Consider the following 17,707-nt stretch of genomic DNA (forward strand, 5'->3'; position numbering starts at 1 on the left):
AAAATAAAGGCTTATTTTATGAAGAGCTCAATTATTGAGAGTATAAAATCGCTTCCTCCTCTTTCAAAGACTATTATTGACATTAACCGGGTTTATGCGGATGAAGAGGCAGGTGTCGGTGACTTGGTCAAGGTTGTGGAACGTGATCCTATGATAGTTGCCAATTTACTTAAACATGCCAATTCTCCTTTGTATGGTTTTGGGAGAGAGATTAAAAGTGTTGCACAGGCTGTTTCACTTTTTGGTATGAGTATGACACGTTCTATCGCGCTTGGAAACTCTGTGCGTAAACTTTTAAATGTAGATATGCAACCTTACGGAGTAACAAGTGAGAAATTTGCAGAAATCTCCAGTATGCAGGCAACGCTTATGCGTAAATGGTATGCAAAGATAGATAAACAAAAGGCTGATACATTGTATTTGGCTGCATTTTTGCAAGAAACAGGGAAAATTCTGATAGCAAGTGATGTCATCCAGGAAGATGAGGGTATGAGTTTTCAATCAGAAGCAGAACATTCCAACAATTTGGCAGAGCTGGAAAAAGCATATGTAGAAGTGACAAGTTCTCAGGTAACAGCAAAAATCTTTGAGCACTGGAGTTTTGAGAAAGAATTTGTTGAAATGATTCGTTATGCGGACAATCCTTCGAGTGCACCGGAAGAGGTACAGGAGTATGCTATTGCTTTGAATATAGTCAAGACTGTCATTCCTGTTAATAATCCTTTGTCAGAACAGGCAGTTAATTTTGGACTCAAACGTGCCAAAGATACCGGTTATGATTCAAGCATACTGCAAGAGGCAATCAATGATATGCTTGATGCTGCAGAGGTTTCTTCATGAGCAAAACAGTTACAGTCATAGATACATTCGGATTTTTCTTTCGGAGTTTTTACGCACTTCCTCAGCATTTACGTACAAAAGACGGTTTCCCGACCGGACTTTTAACCGGGTTTACCAATTTTATTTCGAGTTTGCAAAAAGAGCATGACAGTGACTATATCATTTTTGCCATAGACTCCAAAGGCGATACTTTCAGAAATGAAATAGATGTCAATTACAAAGCAAACCGAAGTGCGCCGCCGCCGGAACTCACACAACAGCTTCCCGTTGCCATAGAGTGGATAAACAAGATGGGATACAAAACACTCGGCAAGAGCGGTTTTGAAGCGGATGATATTATAGCGACAGTAGTCAAGTGTGCAAAAGAAAAAGGCTACAAAGTCAGAGTTGTTTCCCATGACAAAGACCTCTACCAGCTCATAGATGATGACAAAGTAGTCATTGTTGATGCCATTAAGAAAAAATATATCAATGAAAAAGCCTGTTATGACAAGTACGGTGTTACCCCGAAACAGTTTATAGATTACCAGTCCATCCTCGGCGACAGTGCGGACAATGTTCCCGGTGTCAAAGGCATAGGAAAAGTCGGTGCCGAGAAACTGCTAAAGGAGTATGGTTCTTTAGATAATATTTATGCCCATATAGACGAAATCAAGGGTGCGACACAAAAAAAGCTCATAGAGTCAAAAGAACAGGCTTATATGTCAAAAGAGTTGGTAACTTTGCATCCCGATGTGTTTGAGTGCAAAGATTTTGATTTTGAAGAGTATAAAATGGATGTGGAAAATCCGTTTTTAAATATTTATGACGAACTGGTCAAGTATGAACAAAATGCAATTCTGCGTACACTTCATGCAAAAAACATGGTCAGCCCCGAGCGTCAGGAAAGCGCCAAAAAACTGCAAGAGTCCTGTGAGGAAAAAGCTTCAAAACTGGATTTTAAAGCGACACTGCTTACGGACGAAACAGAGTTGAACAAGGTTCTTGACAAACTCGATGCAGATACAGTTGTTGCTTTTGACACGGAAACAACGGGACTGGATTATATAAAAAACAAACTTGTCGGTTTTAGCTTTTCTTTTAATGATGAGGAAGCCTATTATGTTCCTTTTGGGCATTTTTATTTGGGAGTGGCTGATCAGGTAAGCAAAGATGTTGCCAGAAGTGCTATGCGCCGTATTTTCAACTCTCGTGTAGTGGGTCATAACATAAAATTTGATTTGCATTTTGTTTTACGTTTTTTAGATGAAAAAGAGCTGCCTGTATATTGTGACAGTATGATTTTGGCATGGCTTATTAACCCGGAATCTGCTTTAAGCCTGGACAAACTTTCTGACAAACTCCTAGGGCATGAAATGGTGCATTTCAAAGATACGGTAAAAAAAGGGGAAAACTTTTCTACCGTGGAACTTGATGATGCCTGTGTGTATGCCGCAGAGGACGCTTTTATAACACGAAAACTCTATAAACTCTTTTTACAAAAACTGGAACTCCAGGATGCGACACACCTCATAGAAGAGGCAAAAACAGTTGAAATTCCGTTTATTCATACACTTTTGAAAATGGAAGAGGAGGGGATAGAGGTCGACACAGCCTTTTTAGAAAAGTTTTTGATTGAGGTAAAAGAGACACTCGAACACTTGACAAAAAGTATCTATGAACTTGCGGGGAGTGAGTTTAACATCAATTCAACACAGCAACTCGGCAAGATACTTTTTGAAAAACTCGGGCTTCCTGTGGGAAAAAAGACAAAAACAGGCTATTCTACAGATGAAAAAGTGCTCAGTTCTTTAAAAGAGAAGCATCCCGTCATCCCAAAACTACTGGAGTATCGTGAGGTTCATAAACTCTACTCTACCTATATTGACCCGCTTTTAAAATTGGCGGATGAGGATGAACACCATAGAATTCATACCTCTTTTGTGCAAACCGGTACAGCAACAGGAAGACTGAGCTCAAAAAACCCGAATTTGCAAAATATTCCGACAAGAACACCGCTGGGTGCAAAAATCCGTAGAGCATTTGTAGCCGGTGAGGGCAAAAAACTCATTGGTATTGATTACTCGCAGATGGAACTGCGCCTCTTGGCGCATTTTTCACAGGATCCTGTTTTGGTGGATGCATTTATGCATGACAAAGATATTCACTTACAGACGGCTGTGGTATTATTCGGTGAAGAGGAAGCAAAAGCAAAAAGAAACATAGCAAAAACCGTTAATTTTGGACTTTTATATGGAATGGGGCAGAAAAAACTCTCAGATACTCTGGGCATTCCAACAAAAGAGGCAAAAGCAATTATAGAGAAGTATTTTGCATCCTTTCCGACAGTTAAAGCCTACTTTCGTTCTATAGTGGAAAAATCAAAAGAACAGGGATATGTAGAAACATTACTCAAACGCAGACGCTATTTTGACTATGAAAACGCCACGCCGATGTACAAGGCTGCCTATGAGCGAGAAGCAGTCAATACTGTTTTTCAGGGAAGTGTGAGTGATATAATAAAACTCAGTATGAATAAAATCCATACTATTATCAATGAGGAAAAACTGCCGGCTAAAATGTTACTGCAAATTCATGATGAACTGATTTTTGAAGTTGATGCAAAAGAAGTTGATGTACTCGGAGAGAGATTCCGAAATATTATGGATCATATTGTAGAACTCAAAATACCTCTGCGGGCAAGTTTAAATATCGGAGATAACTGGGGAGAATTAAAATAATGGAGTTTCGATATATAGGAAAAACAGGCTTGAGAGTCAGTCCAATATGCCTTGGCACTATGACGTTTGGGACACAGACACCTGATGAGAAGGCTGCTTTTGAAATAATGGACAAAGCCTATGAAGCAGGTGTGAATTTTTTTGATACAGCCGAGTTGTATCCTGTACCTCCTTCTGCCAAACTTGCAGGAGTGACAGAAGAGATTGTAGGCCGATGGCTCAAAACAAAACCGCGTGAGAGTGTTATACTTGCTACAAAGGTTGCAGGGGCTACAAGCGGTTGGTTTGTTCCGCCTGTTCGTCACGGACTGACAGCAATAGACAGTTTTCATATTGAGAAGGCGGTTGAGGGAAGTCTTAAACGTTTGGGGACTGACTATCTAGATCTGTATCAGATGCACTGGCCGGATACCGTAGTGCCGATTGAGGAGAGTCTTAAAGCCTTTGACAGACTTGTACAAAGCGGTAAGGTGCGTTATATAGGAACGTCCAACGATACGGCCTACGGTACTTCAAAAGCATTAATGACAAGTGAATTCAAAGGATATGCCAGATTTGAGTCCATTCAAAACAATTTTTCTCTTTTAAATCGCAGATTTTTGGATGAACTTGCTGTGCTTTGTGAAAAAGAGCAGATTTCGCTTTTGCCGTATTCGCCGCTTGCAGGCGGAGTCTTGAGCGGCAAATACAATCAGACAAATAATGCAACAGGAAGATTTGCAACGTATGTACAATCAAAAAATGCAAGACAAAGAGCCATGGCACAAAGATTTCTTAATGACAAGACGCTCGCTTCGACGCAAAAATATTTAAAAATAGCGCATGATGCAGGGCTTGACCCGGTAACTATGGCAATTGCCTGGTCCAAACAGTTTTCTTTTGTTGCATCCACTATTATAGGTGCCACGCAACCGGCACAACTTGATGCAAGTTTGGCGGCAATGGATGTAGAACTTTCACAGGAAGTGCTTGACGCCTGCGATAAAGTGCATCAGGAAATTTTATATCCTATGGGCTAGGAAGTGTTTGACTGGGTTTGCTGAAATGATATCCCTGTGAGTATTCAATGCCCAGGTCTTCAACAATCTTTTGCACACTGGCATTGTGTACAAATTCGGCTACACAGGGGATATTGGCATTTTTTGCAAAAAATGCAATCGCTTTGGTGATTTCATAACTTTTTGGATTGGTGTCAATGTCTTTTATATATTTTGCATCAATTTTTAAAAAGTCTATATCAAGATCCAAGACTCTTTCAAAGTTTGAATATTCAATACCAAAATCGTCCAGAGCAAGGGCATATCCCTTTTCTTTTAAAGCATTTAACTGTTGGATATGGTTTTTCTTTCCGCTTGCACTGATGCCTTCAAGTATCTCTAAAATAACACGGGAAGGGTTTATACTGTATTTGGCAGATTTCTCATTTAAATAATCCAGAATATAGTGACGTGTCAAATCATCTTCTGTAAGATTTATTGAAAAGATATACTCATTATGTGACATAATTTCAAAAGTTTTGTCTATCATGATTTTGGTGATTTCCGGCAGAAGACCGGAGGAGTGGGCAGGTTTCAAAAAGAAGTAGGGAGAAAAAATTTCTTTTTCTGTTTTTATTCGGGCAAGTGCTTCAAATTTTGTAATTTCACCGGTGCTGTTGTCCCGTATACCCTGAAAAAAAGGAACAATATTATTTGAAATAAGGGCATTGTGCAAAATATTATTTGCCTCTATAAACTCTTTTCTTTTTTGAAAAAAAATATTTTCTTCCTTGTTGTCAAAAATATAGAGAGCACTTCTGCCTCTTGTTTTTGCATGTTTCAAGGAGATAATCGCATGTTTAAAAAGGTTTGTGCTGCCCGTGGCAGCTCCGTAGGAAAAAGAGATATTCAAGGCTATGGAATCTATAAGCAGTTCATAGGTGTAAAAATACTCCTGTATCTTTTTAACATTTTGTTCCACATTGGCATCTGCATGTAAAATAATGGCAAACCTGTCTGCTTCAAGCTTGCATATTTTCGGATATTGCAGTTTTGCTGTAAAGATATCTGCAACATTGGTGAGCAGTGCGTCGCCTACAGAAAAACCGTAAGTGTTGTTGATATAGCTGAAATTATTGATATCGAGAATTAAAAGAGTATGTTCCTGAGTGTCATTCAATAATTTGTCTATATATGTTTTGTTATGCAGTCCTGTTAAACTGTCATAATAAAGCATATGTTGTATTTTGTTCTCTATTTCTTTGTTTTTTAATACAATATTAACAATAAATGCGGCTGTTTCAAGAAGTTTTTTGTGAAAAGGCGTCGGCAGTCGATGTTCAAAAGAGGAGAGGGCAAAGCTTCCGACGGCTTTGTTGTTTTCATCGACAATTGGCATGGACCAGCAGGAACAGAGATTGTAATCATAGGCAACCTGTCTTAAATCAGCCCATCTTTTGTCTTTAAATGTATTTAAAACATACTGAGGCTTATTGTGAAAGACTGCATTGCCGCAAGAGCCGCCACCGGGTCCCGGTTTGAGATTTTCCAGGGATTTTCGTCCTGAATCAGGTATAGAAGGGGCGCAAAGTACACTCATAAAACCGGTCTCTTTGTTGACAAGCATAATGGATGCGACAGAATTTGGCAACAGATGTTCTGTCAACAGGCATAAATGCTGAAGGATATCCTCATAATCGTCATTGAGTGACAGTTTATTTAAAACAGCACTTTGAATGTCAAGAATTTTTTCATACTCTTTTGGAGTGATGTGAAGCTGACCAAGCTGTATTTCATTTAAGTTTTTACATGTAAGCTCTTCTTCCACAATTGACCTTCCCAGAAATTAAATATATGATAACAATATCATATAACCGCTTAATTTGTTTATGATTTTTCTCTTGTAACTGAATAAACAAAGCTAAAAACTTCAGCGATAGCCTTATACATCTGCGGAGGTATTTCTTTGTCAAGTTCCACCTTGGACAACAGTTCCACTAAATCTTCGTCTTTTTTGAGAGGAACACCGTTTTCTTTGGCAAGCTGAATGATTTTTTGTGCTGTTTTGCCTTCCCCTTTGGCACTTATAAGAGGTGCCTGGTCTTTTTCTTTGTTGTATTTCCTGTTTTCCACGATTTGCCACCCACTTTTGAAAAAACTTAAACAATTTTAAAGTCAGCTATGCAAAGCATCATAAAATCTTTGTTGAATCTTAGATAGTTTCATAGGGAATATTTCACCATCATCCAACTTTATAGCAAATACATGTTTAATGAGGTCCCTTAAAATTTTATATGAAATTTGATATTCTTTTTTTAAATCCCTTGTTTTTACTTCAAACTCTTTATATATAGCATATGCCACAAAGCAAATGAGGATATGGGCCTTGATTCTTGTTTCTAGCCTGTGATGTATCGGCCGTATTTGAAGATCTGTTTTAGAAATTCTAAAAGCTTTTTCAATGTGCCAAAGGTTTTGGTAATGTTCTATTATATCTTTATGAGAAAGTGTAGTATCGTTTATTATATACCCTTTTAATCCATCAAGTTTGCTGTCTTGTAAGACTTTGTTATGATTGAGTTTAAACTCTACTTTGCAATCATCTGTAATATCCAAGTACTTTGCATAATGGGAGAGTTTTAAATCTTTTTTAGTGAGATTGGTTGAATACTCAATCTTTGCTTTTAATCTCTCAAGAGCCTTCTCTCTTAAGCGTTTATCTTTTTTGGCTCTTTTTGATGAGTAGGTAAGTACGAGTCTTTGGTGTATATCAAGAGAGTATTTTTGATTTTCTTGTGTATATTTTACAGTTTTATCAATCTCTATTTCATGGGTCGTACTATCATCAATAAATGTCAGGTTTGTAATTTTCTCTTTGATGCTGCCTGGTAGCATCTTAATTTTTGCACCAAGGATATATCTGTACCCGTTATTTTCAAGGTAAGCTATATTGGCATCATTTAACATACCTCTGTCAGCTACTACAATAGGCTTGTGTTTTAGTTTAAATCTTTTTTGAAAGCTTTTTAGTGCTTCAAGGAGTGTGTGCCCCTCATACTTTTTACCGTGATACACCTCATAAGAGAGAGGATACCCTTGTAGTGTTGTAAATAGACCCAGTTGTATCTGTGGCCGTGCTAATTTTCCTTCTTTGGAGAAACCTATTCTTCTTAGGTCATCTTCACTCTCACTCTCAAAAAACAGTGTTGTTACATCATAGAAGCTTACAACTAAATTGTTATCTATTTTTGCAAGTGTATCTTGATATACAGCCTCTTCAACTCTTTGTTTAATCTCATCTTTATAAAGACTATCTACCAATCTGTATATTGTCTCATCGCTAATCTCTTTCTTTTTAAAATAAAAAAGATAGTCACTTAGATACAGCTTACTCCCTGGATAGAGTATTCTTGATATTACAAGTGCTTTAAAAAGTTCATGCTTATCATTTTTCTTATACACTGATTGGAAAATAGTTTTTTTACTGATAATCCTGTCAAAGATTTTACCAAAAAAGAGTTCATCACCTATAGGAATTATTTGCTCATTTGAGATTGACAAAAACTTTAACTTTTTATCTTCTTGTTCTATGTTGTCAAACAGTGTGGGCTCTAACTCTTTTATTCTCTCTTTGCCTTTTTTTAAAAGTTCCTCTATCTCATCTGAATCTTTTGAACAGCCTATGCTCTCAATTACTTTTGATCTTCCTTTTACTTTTTTTATTATTTGGATACTGACAGAACCACTTGAGTTTTTCTTTTTTCTAACATACATAAAGGTATTATAAAAAACTTTCTCTTAAAGTTTGTGCCACCCATTTTTGAAATATGATACCCCTATTTTAGGGCTTTACAGAGGATGTTTCTCTGTTTTTCTTGAATTCGTGGAATTCAGGTGATGTGAAGCTGACCAAGCTGTATTTCATTTAAGTTTTTACATGTAAGCTCTTCTTCCACAATTGACCTTCCCAGAAATTAAATATATGATAACAATATCATATAACCGCTTAATTTGTTTATGATTTTTCTCTTGTAACTGAATAAACAAAGCTAAAAACTTCAGCGATAGCCTTATACATCTGCGGAGGTATTTCTTTGTCAAGTTCCACCTTGGACAACAGTTCCACTAAATCTTCGTCTTTTTTGAGAGGAACACCGTTTTCTTTGGCAAGCTGAATGATTTTTTGTGCTGTTTTGCCTTCCCCTTTGGCACTTATAAGAGGTGCCTGGTCTTTTTCTTTGTTGTATTTGAGTGCGACTGCTTTTTCTTTCATGCTTTTAGCTCAAATCCCATTTCCAGGTCGTCATTTATTTGTTTTTCATAATCATTTTGCTGCACGTTAACAAAGCGAATCTCTTTTGGCAGGATGTTTACATGTAAGAGCTGTTTTTTCAGGTTTTGCAGATTGCTTTGCAGGAGAGATTTCAGTGTTTTGTTTTGGGTACTTATATTGATACTGAGTTGATTGTCCTGAAAAAGTGCCAGTCTCAGGTCAAGCTCTCCGTAGTTTTTGAGCTGCAAATGGATATCGCAAAAAAATTTATTGTTTTTTGCATTTTTTACAGTTATATTCCCCTCTTCAAGTTCATCCCATACATAAGGGAGATAAAGCGATGAGGCATTTTTCAGGTGCGAAAGCAGTTGGCTGTAATCTATTTGAAGCAGAAGTTTATCTATATGTTTGAGTATTTCGTGTTTATTTGGCTGTGATGAATTCGTCAATGCTTCATGGGTTTGCAAAAGAACAGCCTTCAAGTCCGATGAAAAAAGTTCTTTTGGGTTTTGTGAATTTTTTATGTTTGCTTCTAAAAAAATACCGGAATTTTGCAGTTTTGTTTTTAGCTCTTTTGGGTTTATCTCTTTGATATCTGTTAAAAAACCTTCAAGTGTTTTTTCCAAGGGCAGCGGATTTTTGTTCTGTTGTAAGGTCTGTAAGAGTTCTTTGAGTGTCGAGTTTATGTTTGTCAAATTTTTCAGTGTCGGATTGTTCTGCAGCAAATCAAGCAAAAGTTTATCCTGTTTTGCTGTTGAATTGACAGAGCGTTGCAATAAAGCTTCTAAGACGGAGCCCAAATCTTTTGACTGTGTCAGCGTCTGCATCTCCTGAGGCGAGGCATTTTTCAACACCTCCGCCAATGCTTTGTTTGTATTTGGAAGGATTACATGTAACTGTTTGGAGGAGGCATTGTTTAATTTTATCATAGTATAAGTTTATCATACTTGAGTATAATACGCAAAAAACAGATGTTTTCTCGGAACCGGTACTTCAGTGCCGGCTGAGAGTGGCAAGATTATTGCAACAGCCGGCACTGAAGTACCGGTTCAAAAAAATGCTTAACTTAAGGGTAGTGAGGTTTTAATCTAGGCTTTAGTCTTTAAAGCCTAAAAGACGAAGCGAAAGCATCGTTTCCCGAAAACATAAGAACTTTTACAAAAATTATAAAAAACAGAGAGAGAAAAAATGGATAAAAAAATAGAAAAGATTTTAGATATCTGGCATAAACATTTTGCAAAAGAAGCAAATCAGTACTCCGAATATGAACCCTCGGATATTGAATACTTTGTAGGCTGTATGCTGTATAATAATTTTGCATTTTCCAAAGCACATCACAACCTTAAAACTATGGATTTGAGTTATGATTTTTTGTCTGCCTGCGGGGATGAATATGAGATGATACAAAAGATGATAGCCGAGATAAAGTTTGAAGATGAAACAGAAGCTTTGGCATTTTTACAAAATTATATAGAAGAGGCAAAAGCAAAATATACAAAACCCGAACTTTATTTGCTTGACAGACTCGACTATCATGTCTGTGCAATGGCAGAGCGTTATGCAAAAAATGTGGATGTGCAGAAAATAGATTTTCAAAATCCTTTGTTGAAAAAATAATGAAAAAGTACCTCATAACGTCCTCTCCTTCTTATTTTCAACTCAGAAAATATATGCCTGATTTTGCACTCTACCGTGACAAAGAGAATGAAAACTACGCCATAGAAGCACAAAACTTTGTGCAAATGTGCAAACCCCTGCACGAACTCAAGGTGTTTTTGCATCAAGAATATAACTTGGCTAAGGAATTGGGTGCAGATGGTGTGCATTTGACATCACAACAGTTTGATGATATTCCAAAGGCAAAAGAACTGGGGCTTGAAGTCATCATCAGTACACATACGCATGATGAAGTACATGTAGCCGAGGCGATGGGAGCTGATTATGTGACGTACAGTCCCGTATTTTCGTCTCCGGACAAGGGTGAACCCAAAGGTGTGCAGGATTTGCAAAGTATAGCAGGGATGACAGATGTCAAAATTTTTGCCCTTGGCGGGATTGTCACGCAAGAGCAGATTGATGCGATAAGTGAAACAAAGGTCTACGGATTTGCTTCTATACGTTACTTTTTAGGCTGATTTAGGTAGATAATTTTTGCACTTACACTGATAAGGTGCTATAATCAGAAAATATAATTATTGGGAAGAGTATGGCAAGAACAACAAAAGAAGAGCGTAAAAACGGAATAATTTCTGCGGCACTGGAACTTTTTTCTGAAAACGGATTTTATATTACCACCATTCCTGACATAGCGAAAAAAGTAGGTATGAGTGTCGGCAACTTTTATAACTACTTTAGTTCAAAAGATATTTTGGCAAAAGAACTCATTATGTATATCTCTGAATATTTGGGCAAAAATATCCGTGCCATCAATGAGAGTGATATAAGCACAGAGGAAAAAATTGAAAAAATTGTCTCCATGTATTTTGATACGGCCAAAGAGAGACCGGAAATGATAGAATATTTTTTGCGTGTCTATCTTTCAAACAGGGAAGTGTTTAAAGACGGATGTGAGGGAATGATATGTGTTTCTCCTTTTATTACGGAAATGATGATATTTTTTGAAAAGGGTGTGGCTTCAGGTGAGTTGCATGATCAGGATTTCTTCTCAGCTTTTGGGCTTTTCATGGGCTATCTGGGCGGTATGGTATTTCTTTACGGTGAGAAAATTCTTCCTGAACCATTGGATGATTATAAACAGTCAATTTCTGAGAACATTTATAATGCACTCAAAACAAGAACATAAATTAAAGGTTTTTTGGCTGCAGGGCCTTACATGTAACGGGAATGCCCACTCTTTTTTAAATCTGGATTATTTAGGCGAACTTTTAGAAAAGACAGAATTTTTACAGCATCCCCTTTTACCCTCAAAATACGCTTTAAGCGAAATGGCAGAGTGCAAAACAGGCTGTGATGTTTTGATATTTGAAGGGGCATATGATCCGTCTTTAAAAAGGGCAGGTGTTTTTGTAGACAAAATACTCCGCCATTATGCAAAAAATGCCAAATACATTATAGCAGTCGGTACCTGTGCCAGTTTTGGCGGCATATTCAAGGCAACTTCTCCCCAGACAAATTCCGGTATACTTTTTAATGAAGCAGAAAAAAGCGGTCCTCTGCAGGAATATAATGCAAAAATAATCAACCTGTCCGGGTGCCCGGTTCATCCGGAGTGGCTGGGTTTCACACTGAATATGATTATTGACAGGCGCAAGATTGTTCTTGATGAAGAGCACAGACCACAAGAACTTTACAGCTCCCTGGTGCATCACGGCTGCACACGAAACGAATATTTTGAGTGGAAAGTGGATGCAAACCATTTTGGAGAAAAAGAAGGCTGCCTGTTTTACAAGCAGGGTTGTCGTGCACCGATGACACACGGATCATGCAATACAATTCTCTGGAATGGTGTGAACTCCAAAACAAGATCGGGAACACCCTGCTTTGGCTGTACAGAGAGTGACTTTCCAAGAACAAATCTTTTTGAGACAAAAACAAATATGTCCATACCGGCAGATGCTCCTGTCGGTGTACCAAAGAGAGCCTACCTGACTGTAACAGGTATTGCAAAAACATTCCACATAAAACGACTTGAGGAGCCTCTGATTGATTACAAAAACAATACTTGAACAGATAGAGGGTGAAGCCTCACTCTATTTTGATATGAAAGGCAATATCGTCGATTTTGTAACCATAGCCTTTCCACATTTCAGAGGTATGGAAAAGATGCTTGAGGGCAAAAATGCTATGGATGCTTTGGTAATTACCCCAAGAGTGTGTGGTATTTGCGGGCATTCCCATCTTTTGGCAAGTGTGCGGGCAATAGAAGATGCCTATAAAAACAGCGATTCTGTTGTTGAGATAACAAACAAAGCAGCAAAGGTACGTGAAATAACACTGGTTTTAGAAATTATTCAAAACCATCTGAAATGGATATATTTGGTGCTTGTTCCGCACCTCAGAGAACTTTCAGAGTCCGAAGAACTGCTCAATACTCCGCTTAAAGGAGCTTACGGAGCCTCTTTTGCAACAAAAATCCTGGCAATTTTTGCCGGACAGTGGCCGCATTCCTCTTATATGGTTCCCGGAGGGATTACAAGTGATTTTACCTATGTGGACCTTACAAAGGCAAAAAGTCATTTGCAAAAACTGACAGAGTATTTTGAAGCAGAGACTTTAGGCGCGAGTGTTGAGGAGTTTTTATCTTTTGAATCATGTAAAGACTTTGCACCGCTTGAGAGTGATTTTGCAAAAATTGAGCAGTTATTGATAGATTTGGAGATGCACAAAAAAGGTCATGCAAAAGATACATTTTTAAGTATAGGCATACATGAGTTTTCTCATGCTGCAAAAGTAAAAGGGACGAAGCTTTTCAAGGTAGCTTCCAAATATGTAGAGACACAGGATGCCTATGCGCCGGATGAGAAGAGTTATGCAAAAAATGCGCTTTATAAAAACCAGTTTTACGAAACAGGTCCGCTTGCACGTTGCATGGCAAAAGAGTTTAAGCTCATAAAAAATATGCACAGAAGATTTAAAGACAGTGCCTATACCCGTGTTATGGCACGCATTTATGAGACCGCATATCTTCTTGGATTTTGCAAAAAACTTTTGGATGAGATAAATATCAGTGAAGCATCCTGTAGAGAGACTATTCCTCTTAAAAACATCTCAGGAACGGGAGAAGGTGTTGTGGAAGCACCCAGGGGACCGTTAATTCACAGAGTACAAATAAAAGAGGGTATTATAAAGTCTTATGAAATCATCACTCCGACACAGTACAATATAGCAAGCGCTACAAAAGAAAATCCTTCCCCCGCACAACAGGCAATGCTGCATTGCTCACAGGCAGATGCAAAATTCATATTTCGCACTTTTGATGTCTGTTCTGTGTGTACTACTCACTAGTTCAGACAGCTGTTTAGTTCTAAAACCATATAAGAAAAATATAAATTTAGTTCAATTTAATAAATATTATATTTGTTTAAGTTATTCTTTTGTAAGATAGTGAATGATTATTCATTTATAGAGAAGGAGTCAGCTATGGCGGATAGAATTGAAGGTGTAAAAAAACTCTTTACATCAAAAAGTGCACGCGTTGAGACGAACAAAGGGGATGCTTATTATGAAAAGCTGTTTGAGAAGTGTCAAGCCCGTATTGAAGAGTTAAAAACGCAACAACCGATTAATAACAGATTGGACATTACTGATGTTTTGGAGATGCAGGGAATCGAGAGAAGGGATTTTTTAAAGTGGGCAAGTGCAGTAACCGGTATGCTTATGCTTCCGGCTTCTTTTACTCCGCTTGTAGCTGACGCTGCGCTGCTTATGAACAGAGCGCCTGTTATCTGGCTGGAACTCTCAGACTGTGCCGGAAACTCTGAGGCATTACTGCGTTCAGACGGACCGAAAATTGATGAAATTGTGCTTGATATCATCTCTTTGGAGTTTCATGAAACACTTCAGGCTGCTGCAGGACATCAGGCTGAAAAACAGCTTGAAGATGCGATGGAGACTTTCAAAGACAAATACCTTCTGTTTGTTGAGGGAGCGGTACCGCTTGGCATGAACGGACAGTTTGGAACTATAGGTGCAAGCGGTGAGACTATGCATGACCACTTGTTGCGTGTGGCAAAACATGCAGCTGCTGTTGTTGCAGTCGGAAGTTGTGCGACTTTTGGAGGAGTGCCTGCGGCTGCTCCAAATCCGACAGGTGCGGTAGGTGTGATGGATGTCATACAGGGCAAACCTCTTATCAACATTCCTGCCTGTCCTGCCAATCCTGCAAATATGGTAGGGGTTATCTTACACTACATCCTAACCGGACAGGTTCCGGAACTGGATTCACTGCTTCGTCCGAAGTTTGCTTTTGGCTATAGAATTCATGACAACTGCGAAAGAAGAGCGCACTTTGATGCAGGTGAGTATGTGGAAGAGTGGGGTGACGAGGGTGCAAAAAACAACTTCTGTCTCTACAAAGTCGGTTGTAAAGGTCCAATGACATTTAACAACTGTTCCATAGTAAGATATAACGAGGGTGTGAACTGGCCTGTCGGTGTTGGCCGCGGTTGTATCGGTTGTTCAGAACCGGATTTCTGGGATAAATATGCGTATGAGAGACCAATGGCAGATGCGAAAATTAAAGCACCTACCGGCGGTGTGGAAAAAACTGTTGATGAGTTTGGTTTGGGACTCTTGACCGCAGCGGGCATAGGTATAGGTATTCATGCAGTGGCCAGTGCAGTAGCAGGGAAGAAAGAAGATGGAGGAGAAGCATAATGGCAAAGAAACATATAGTAGTTGACCCTATAACAAGAATCGAGGGTCATTTAAGAATAGAGGCAATTATAGATGAGAACAATACAATTGTAGATGCGTATGCTTCCTCAACACTCTTTAGAGGGATTGAGACAATTTTAAAAGGCCGTGATCCACGCGATGCGGGATTGTTGGCTATGCGTATCTGTGGTGTTTGTACGGGAACGCATTATCAGCGAAGTATTGAGGCAGTAGAAGATGCTTTTGACATTACTGTTCCTAAAAATGCGCGTTTGGTGCGTAACCTTATTCAGGGGGCACTCTATATGCATGACCATTTGGTGCATTTTTATCACCTGCATGCACTTGACTTTGTGGATGTTGTTTCAGCACTCTCGGCAGATCCGAAAAAAGCGGCAAAAGAAGCAGAAAAATGGGCTGCAGTAGCCGGAACAGTCCCGTATGAAGGATATGGAGATCTTAAAGAGGTCCAAGAGAGAGTAGCCAAGTTTGTCAAACAGGGCCGTCTTGGAATTTTCGGGAATGGTTACTGGGGGAACAAACATTATAAACTGACTCCGGAACAAAACCTCATTGGTGTTGCACATTATCTCAAAGCACTGGATATTCAAAGAGATATGGCAAAAATGCAGGCTATATTTGGCGGGAAAAATCCGCATCCTCAGTCTATAGTTGTCGGTGGGGTGACCTGTGTGCAGGATATTCAAAATCCTGCAAGAATTGCTTTGTTTAAACAGCTTTTACAAGATACCACAAAGTTTGTCAAGCAGGCCTACCTTCCGGATGTTTATATGGCTGGAACAATGTATGCCGATGAAGCAACGGATTCGAAAGCAACATTTACTGAACTTATGCAGGGCAAAGGTGTCGGCGGAACCGGCGGAGGTCTGCTTAACTATATGACCTATGGTGATTTCAGACTTGATGATACCGGTTTTTACAAGGCAAAAACACTTTTTCCAAGCGGACTGGTTTATGGTGGTGATTTGTCAAAAGTTGAAGATGTTGATCCGCAAAAAATTGCAGAAGATGTTACACACTCATGGTATGCAGGTACAGGAAAACCCGAACATCCGTATGATGGTACAACCATTCCGGAATATACCGGACTTGATAAAAAAGAGGATGGCATAGCCTACCTTAAAACTGATGAGAAATACTCCTGGATCAAGTCTCCGATTTATAATGATACCCGTGTTGAAGTCGGACCTTTGGCACGTATGGTTGTCGGTGTTGCCAAAAAAGATGAGAGAATAACAAAATATGTCATGAACTTCTTAAAACGCGGTAATTTACCGACAGCGGTACTCTTTAGTACAGTCGGACGTACAGCAGCCCGTGCTATTGAGACAGAGCTTATGGCTGATGTTATGGTTGAGTGGGTAGATGAGTTGGCTGCAAATGCTGCAAGCGGAGATTTGCGAACATGGACAGAGTTTGATTTTGACAAAGTAAGTGTGAAGACAAAAGGAATGGGACTTGCCGAAGCACCTCGCGGAGCGCTCGGTCACTGGGTGAGAGTAGAAAACGGAAAAATTTCAAATTATCAGGCAGTAGTGCCTTCAACATGGAATGCTGCACCACGGGATTACAAAGGCCGTTTGGGAGCATACGAAGCAGCACTTATCGGTACAAAGGTGGCTGATCCCGAACAGCCTCTGGAGATTATACGTACCATTCATAGTTTTGATCCTTGTATCGCGTGTGCAGTGCATGTTGTTGATACAAAGGGTAAGGAACTCGGTGTCTATAAAATAGATACCGGTTGCAGTATCTAAGGAGAACAATTATGAAACCTAAATACAAACAAGTCAAAAGGATGACAGCTTTTATGCGGCTCAACCACTGGGTTGTCGCATTCAGCATGGTAGGTGCGGTGGTAACCGGACTCTATATAGGGCATCCTTATTATCAGACACTGATTGCTGAGCCTGCTGTTATGAAGTATGTGATGGCATGGAACCGATGGGTGCATTTTATGATTGCAATCATATTTGACGTCAGCAGTATTGTCATCGCGTATCTTTATTTCTTTTCAAGATTTGAAAAGCCATATAAAAAGATCATCCCGACGGCAGGAAACATCAAAGAGTTTTTTGAAGTAATCATCAACCTTGTTATGCTGAACCGCCGTAAAAAGTTTGATTCTACTCACAGTGACAGTTTCAATACTGTTTTCTTTTTGCTGTTTCATTTAATGCTTGCATGGATGCTTTTGACAGGACTGCAACTCTATGTACACGGGCTTGAATCCGGGCTGAGTTCTATAGGGTCATGGTGGCCCTGGATGTTGCATTTGGTGACAGACTGGACCCTGCCGGTTTCATCATGGATGATTGGTTCAACGGCAACGGGAACAAATATTATGGATGTGCGTATTGTACATCACATGACTATGTGGTTTATCCTTTCCTGGGTGGCATTTCATATCTATTATCAGGTATGGCGTACCATATTTTGGAAAGAGGGAGACATTGGTATTGTTGTCAGCGGTACCAAATTTGTTAAAGAGAAAGAAGCATAGCGCTTCTTTCTGACACAGAAAAATCATTTTAAAGGCA

At 39.0% G+C, this 17,707-nt stretch carries 16 protein-coding genes; 11 read left to right on the forward strand and 5 right to left on the reverse strand.

Features of this window, described 5'->3' with window-relative positions; all coding sequences use genetic code 11:
* Nucleotides 1-18: 18 nt before the first annotated feature.
* Genes ACM66U_RS04860 through ACM66U_RS04870 form a run of 3 tightly spaced genes read left to right on the forward strand, consistent with a single transcriptional unit; the run spans nucleotide 19 to nucleotide 4,579 of the window.
* Complete coding sequence (locus tag ACM66U_RS04860) at nucleotides 19-840, forward strand: HDOD domain-containing protein (protein ID WP_418641276.1); 822 nt, start codon at nucleotides 19-21, stop codon at nucleotides 838-840.
* A complete protein-coding gene (polA, locus tag ACM66U_RS04865) occupies nucleotides 837-3,560 on the forward strand; it encodes a DNA polymerase I (RefSeq protein ID WP_418641277.1) in 2,724 nt (907 codons plus the stop codon). The genes ACM66U_RS04860 and polA overlap by 4 nt, the downstream gene beginning before the upstream one ends.
* Entirely contained in the window at nucleotides 3,560-4,579 is a 1,020-nt protein-coding gene (locus ACM66U_RS04870; protein ID WP_418641278.1) for an aldo/keto reductase, read from the forward strand. Before polA ends, ACM66U_RS04870 begins: the two co-directional genes overlap by 1 nt.
* Here the strand turns inward: ACM66U_RS04870 and ACM66U_RS04875 are convergent.
* From ACM66U_RS04875 to ACM66U_RS04895, 5 genes are all read right to left on the reverse strand, one after another.
* Entirely contained in the window at nucleotides 4,569-6,365 is a 1,797-nt protein-coding gene (locus ACM66U_RS04875; protein WP_418641279.1) for an EAL domain-containing protein, read from the reverse strand. The genes ACM66U_RS04870 and ACM66U_RS04875 overlap by 11 nt on opposite strands.
* Nucleotides 6,366-6,424: 59 nt before the next feature.
* Nucleotides 6,425-6,670 (reverse strand): EscU/YscU/HrcU family type III secretion system export apparatus switch protein, encoded by a 246-nt coding sequence (locus ACM66U_RS04880; RefSeq protein ID WP_418641280.1) that lies wholly within the window; start codon nucleotides 6,668-6,670, stop codon nucleotides 6,425-6,427.
* 42 nt (nucleotides 6,671-6,712) lie between these two features.
* On the reverse strand, nucleotides 6,713-8,311 hold the full coding sequence (locus ACM66U_RS04885) for an IS1634 family transposase (RefSeq protein WP_418640525.1): 1,599 nt from the start codon (nucleotides 8,309-8,311) through the stop codon (nucleotides 6,713-6,715).
* 241 nt (nucleotides 8,312-8,552) lie between these two features.
* The gene (locus ACM66U_RS04890) at nucleotides 8,553-8,810 is read right to left on the reverse strand and encodes an EscU/YscU/HrcU family type III secretion system export apparatus switch protein (protein ID WP_418641281.1); all 258 of its coding nucleotides are present in this window, start codon (nucleotides 8,808-8,810) and stop codon (nucleotides 8,553-8,555) included.
* A complete protein-coding gene (locus ACM66U_RS04895; protein ID WP_418641282.1) occupies nucleotides 8,807-9,739 on the reverse strand; it encodes a flagellar hook-length control protein FliK in 933 nt (310 codons plus the stop codon). The genes ACM66U_RS04890 and ACM66U_RS04895 overlap by 4 nt, the downstream gene beginning before the upstream one ends.
* 259 nt (nucleotides 9,740-9,998) lie before the next feature.
* Here ACM66U_RS04895 and ACM66U_RS04900 point away from each other — a divergent pair, with 259 nt between their 5' ends.
* The 8 genes from ACM66U_RS04900 (at nucleotide 9,999) to ACM66U_RS04935 (ending at nucleotide 17,670) form a co-directional block, all read left to right on the forward strand.
* Entirely contained in the window at nucleotides 9,999-10,427 is a 429-nt protein-coding gene (locus ACM66U_RS04900) for a hypothetical protein (protein ID WP_418641283.1), read from the forward strand.
* Nucleotides 10,427-10,945: a thiamine phosphate synthase gene (locus tag ACM66U_RS04905; protein ID WP_418641284.1), complete on the forward strand. Its 519-nt coding sequence runs from the start codon at nucleotides 10,427-10,429 to the stop codon at nucleotides 10,943-10,945. Before ACM66U_RS04900 ends, ACM66U_RS04905 begins: the two co-directional genes overlap by 1 nt.
* A gap of 71 nt (nucleotides 10,946-11,016) precedes the next feature.
* The gene (locus ACM66U_RS04910; RefSeq protein WP_418641285.1) at nucleotides 11,017-11,613 is read left to right on the forward strand and encodes a TetR/AcrR family transcriptional regulator; all 597 of its coding nucleotides are present in this window, start codon (nucleotides 11,017-11,019) and stop codon (nucleotides 11,611-11,613) included.
* Entirely contained in the window at nucleotides 11,591-12,496 is a 906-nt protein-coding gene (locus ACM66U_RS04915) for a hydrogenase (RefSeq protein ID WP_418641286.1), read from the forward strand. The genes ACM66U_RS04910 and ACM66U_RS04915 overlap by 23 nt, the downstream gene beginning before the upstream one ends.
* A complete protein-coding gene (locus ACM66U_RS04920) occupies nucleotides 12,474-13,775 on the forward strand; it encodes a nickel-dependent hydrogenase large subunit (protein WP_151900576.1) in 1,302 nt (433 codons plus the stop codon). The genes ACM66U_RS04915 and ACM66U_RS04920 overlap by 23 nt, the downstream gene beginning before the upstream one ends.
* A gap of 135 nt (nucleotides 13,776-13,910) precedes the next feature.
* A complete protein-coding gene (locus tag ACM66U_RS04925) occupies nucleotides 13,911-15,146 on the forward strand; it encodes a hydrogenase small subunit (protein ID WP_151900575.1) in 1,236 nt (411 codons plus the stop codon).
* Nucleotides 15,146-16,924: a nickel-dependent hydrogenase large subunit gene (locus tag ACM66U_RS04930; protein WP_151900574.1), complete on the forward strand. Its 1,779-nt coding sequence runs from the start codon at nucleotides 15,146-15,148 to the stop codon at nucleotides 16,922-16,924. The genes ACM66U_RS04925 and ACM66U_RS04930 overlap by 1 nt, the downstream gene beginning before the upstream one ends.
* A gap of 11 nt (nucleotides 16,925-16,935) precedes the next feature.
* Nucleotides 16,936-17,670 carry a cytochrome b/b6 domain-containing protein gene (locus ACM66U_RS04935; protein WP_151900573.1) on the forward strand — a complete coding sequence of 245 codons (735 nt, stop codon included), beginning with the start codon at nucleotides 16,936-16,938 and terminating at the stop codon, nucleotides 17,668-17,670.
* Nucleotides 17,671-17,707: the final 37 nt, after the last annotated feature.

Source organism: Sulfurimonas sp. ST-27, assembly GCF_048081595.1.
Taxonomy (GTDB): domain Bacteria; phylum Campylobacterota; class Campylobacteria; order Campylobacterales; family Sulfurimonadaceae; genus Sulfurimonas; species Sulfurimonas hydrogeniphila.

Bases quoted from the DNA above. Each gene is read 5' to 3' on its own strand.
- polA (WP_418641277.1), top strand. From the start codon at position 837: ATGAGCAAAACAGTTACAGTCATAGATACATTCGGATTTTTCTTTCGG.
- ACM66U_RS04895 (WP_418641282.1), bottom strand. From the start codon at position 9,739: ATGATAAAATTAAACAATGCCTCCTCCAAACAGTTACATGTAATCCTT.
- ACM66U_RS04930 (WP_151900574.1), top strand. From the start codon at position 15,146: ATGGCAAAGAAACATATAGTAGTTGACCCTATAACAAGAATCGAGGGT.
- ACM66U_RS04860 (WP_418641276.1), top strand. From the start codon at position 19: ATGAAGAGCTCAATTATTGAGAGTATAAAATCGCTTCCTCCTCTTTCA.
- ACM66U_RS04935 (WP_151900573.1), top strand. From the start codon at position 16,936: ATGAAACCTAAATACAAACAAGTCAAAAGGATGACAGCTTTTATGCGG.
- ACM66U_RS04925 (WP_151900575.1), top strand. From the start codon at position 13,911: ATGGCGGATAGAATTGAAGGTGTAAAAAAACTCTTTACATCAAAAAGT.
- ACM66U_RS04870 (WP_418641278.1), top strand. From the start codon at position 3,560: ATGGAGTTTCGATATATAGGAAAAACAGGCTTGAGAGTCAGTCCAATA.
- ACM66U_RS04890 (WP_418641281.1), bottom strand. From the start codon at position 8,810: ATGAAAGAAAAAGCAGTCGCACTCAAATACAACAAAGAAAAAGACCAG.
- ACM66U_RS04915 (WP_418641286.1), top strand. From the start codon at position 11,591: ATGCACTCAAAACAAGAACATAAATTAAAGGTTTTTTGGCTGCAGGGC.
- ACM66U_RS04885 (WP_418640525.1), bottom strand. From the start codon at position 8,311: ATGTATGTTAGAAAAAAGAAAAACTCAAGTGGTTCTGTCAGTATCCAA.
- ACM66U_RS04910 (WP_418641285.1), top strand. From the start codon at position 11,017: ATGGCAAGAACAACAAAAGAAGAGCGTAAAAACGGAATAATTTCTGCG.
- ACM66U_RS04900 (WP_418641283.1), top strand. From the start codon at position 9,999: ATGGATAAAAAAATAGAAAAGATTTTAGATATCTGGCATAAACATTTT.
- ACM66U_RS04905 (WP_418641284.1), top strand. From the start codon at position 10,427: ATGAAAAAGTACCTCATAACGTCCTCTCCTTCTTATTTTCAACTCAGA.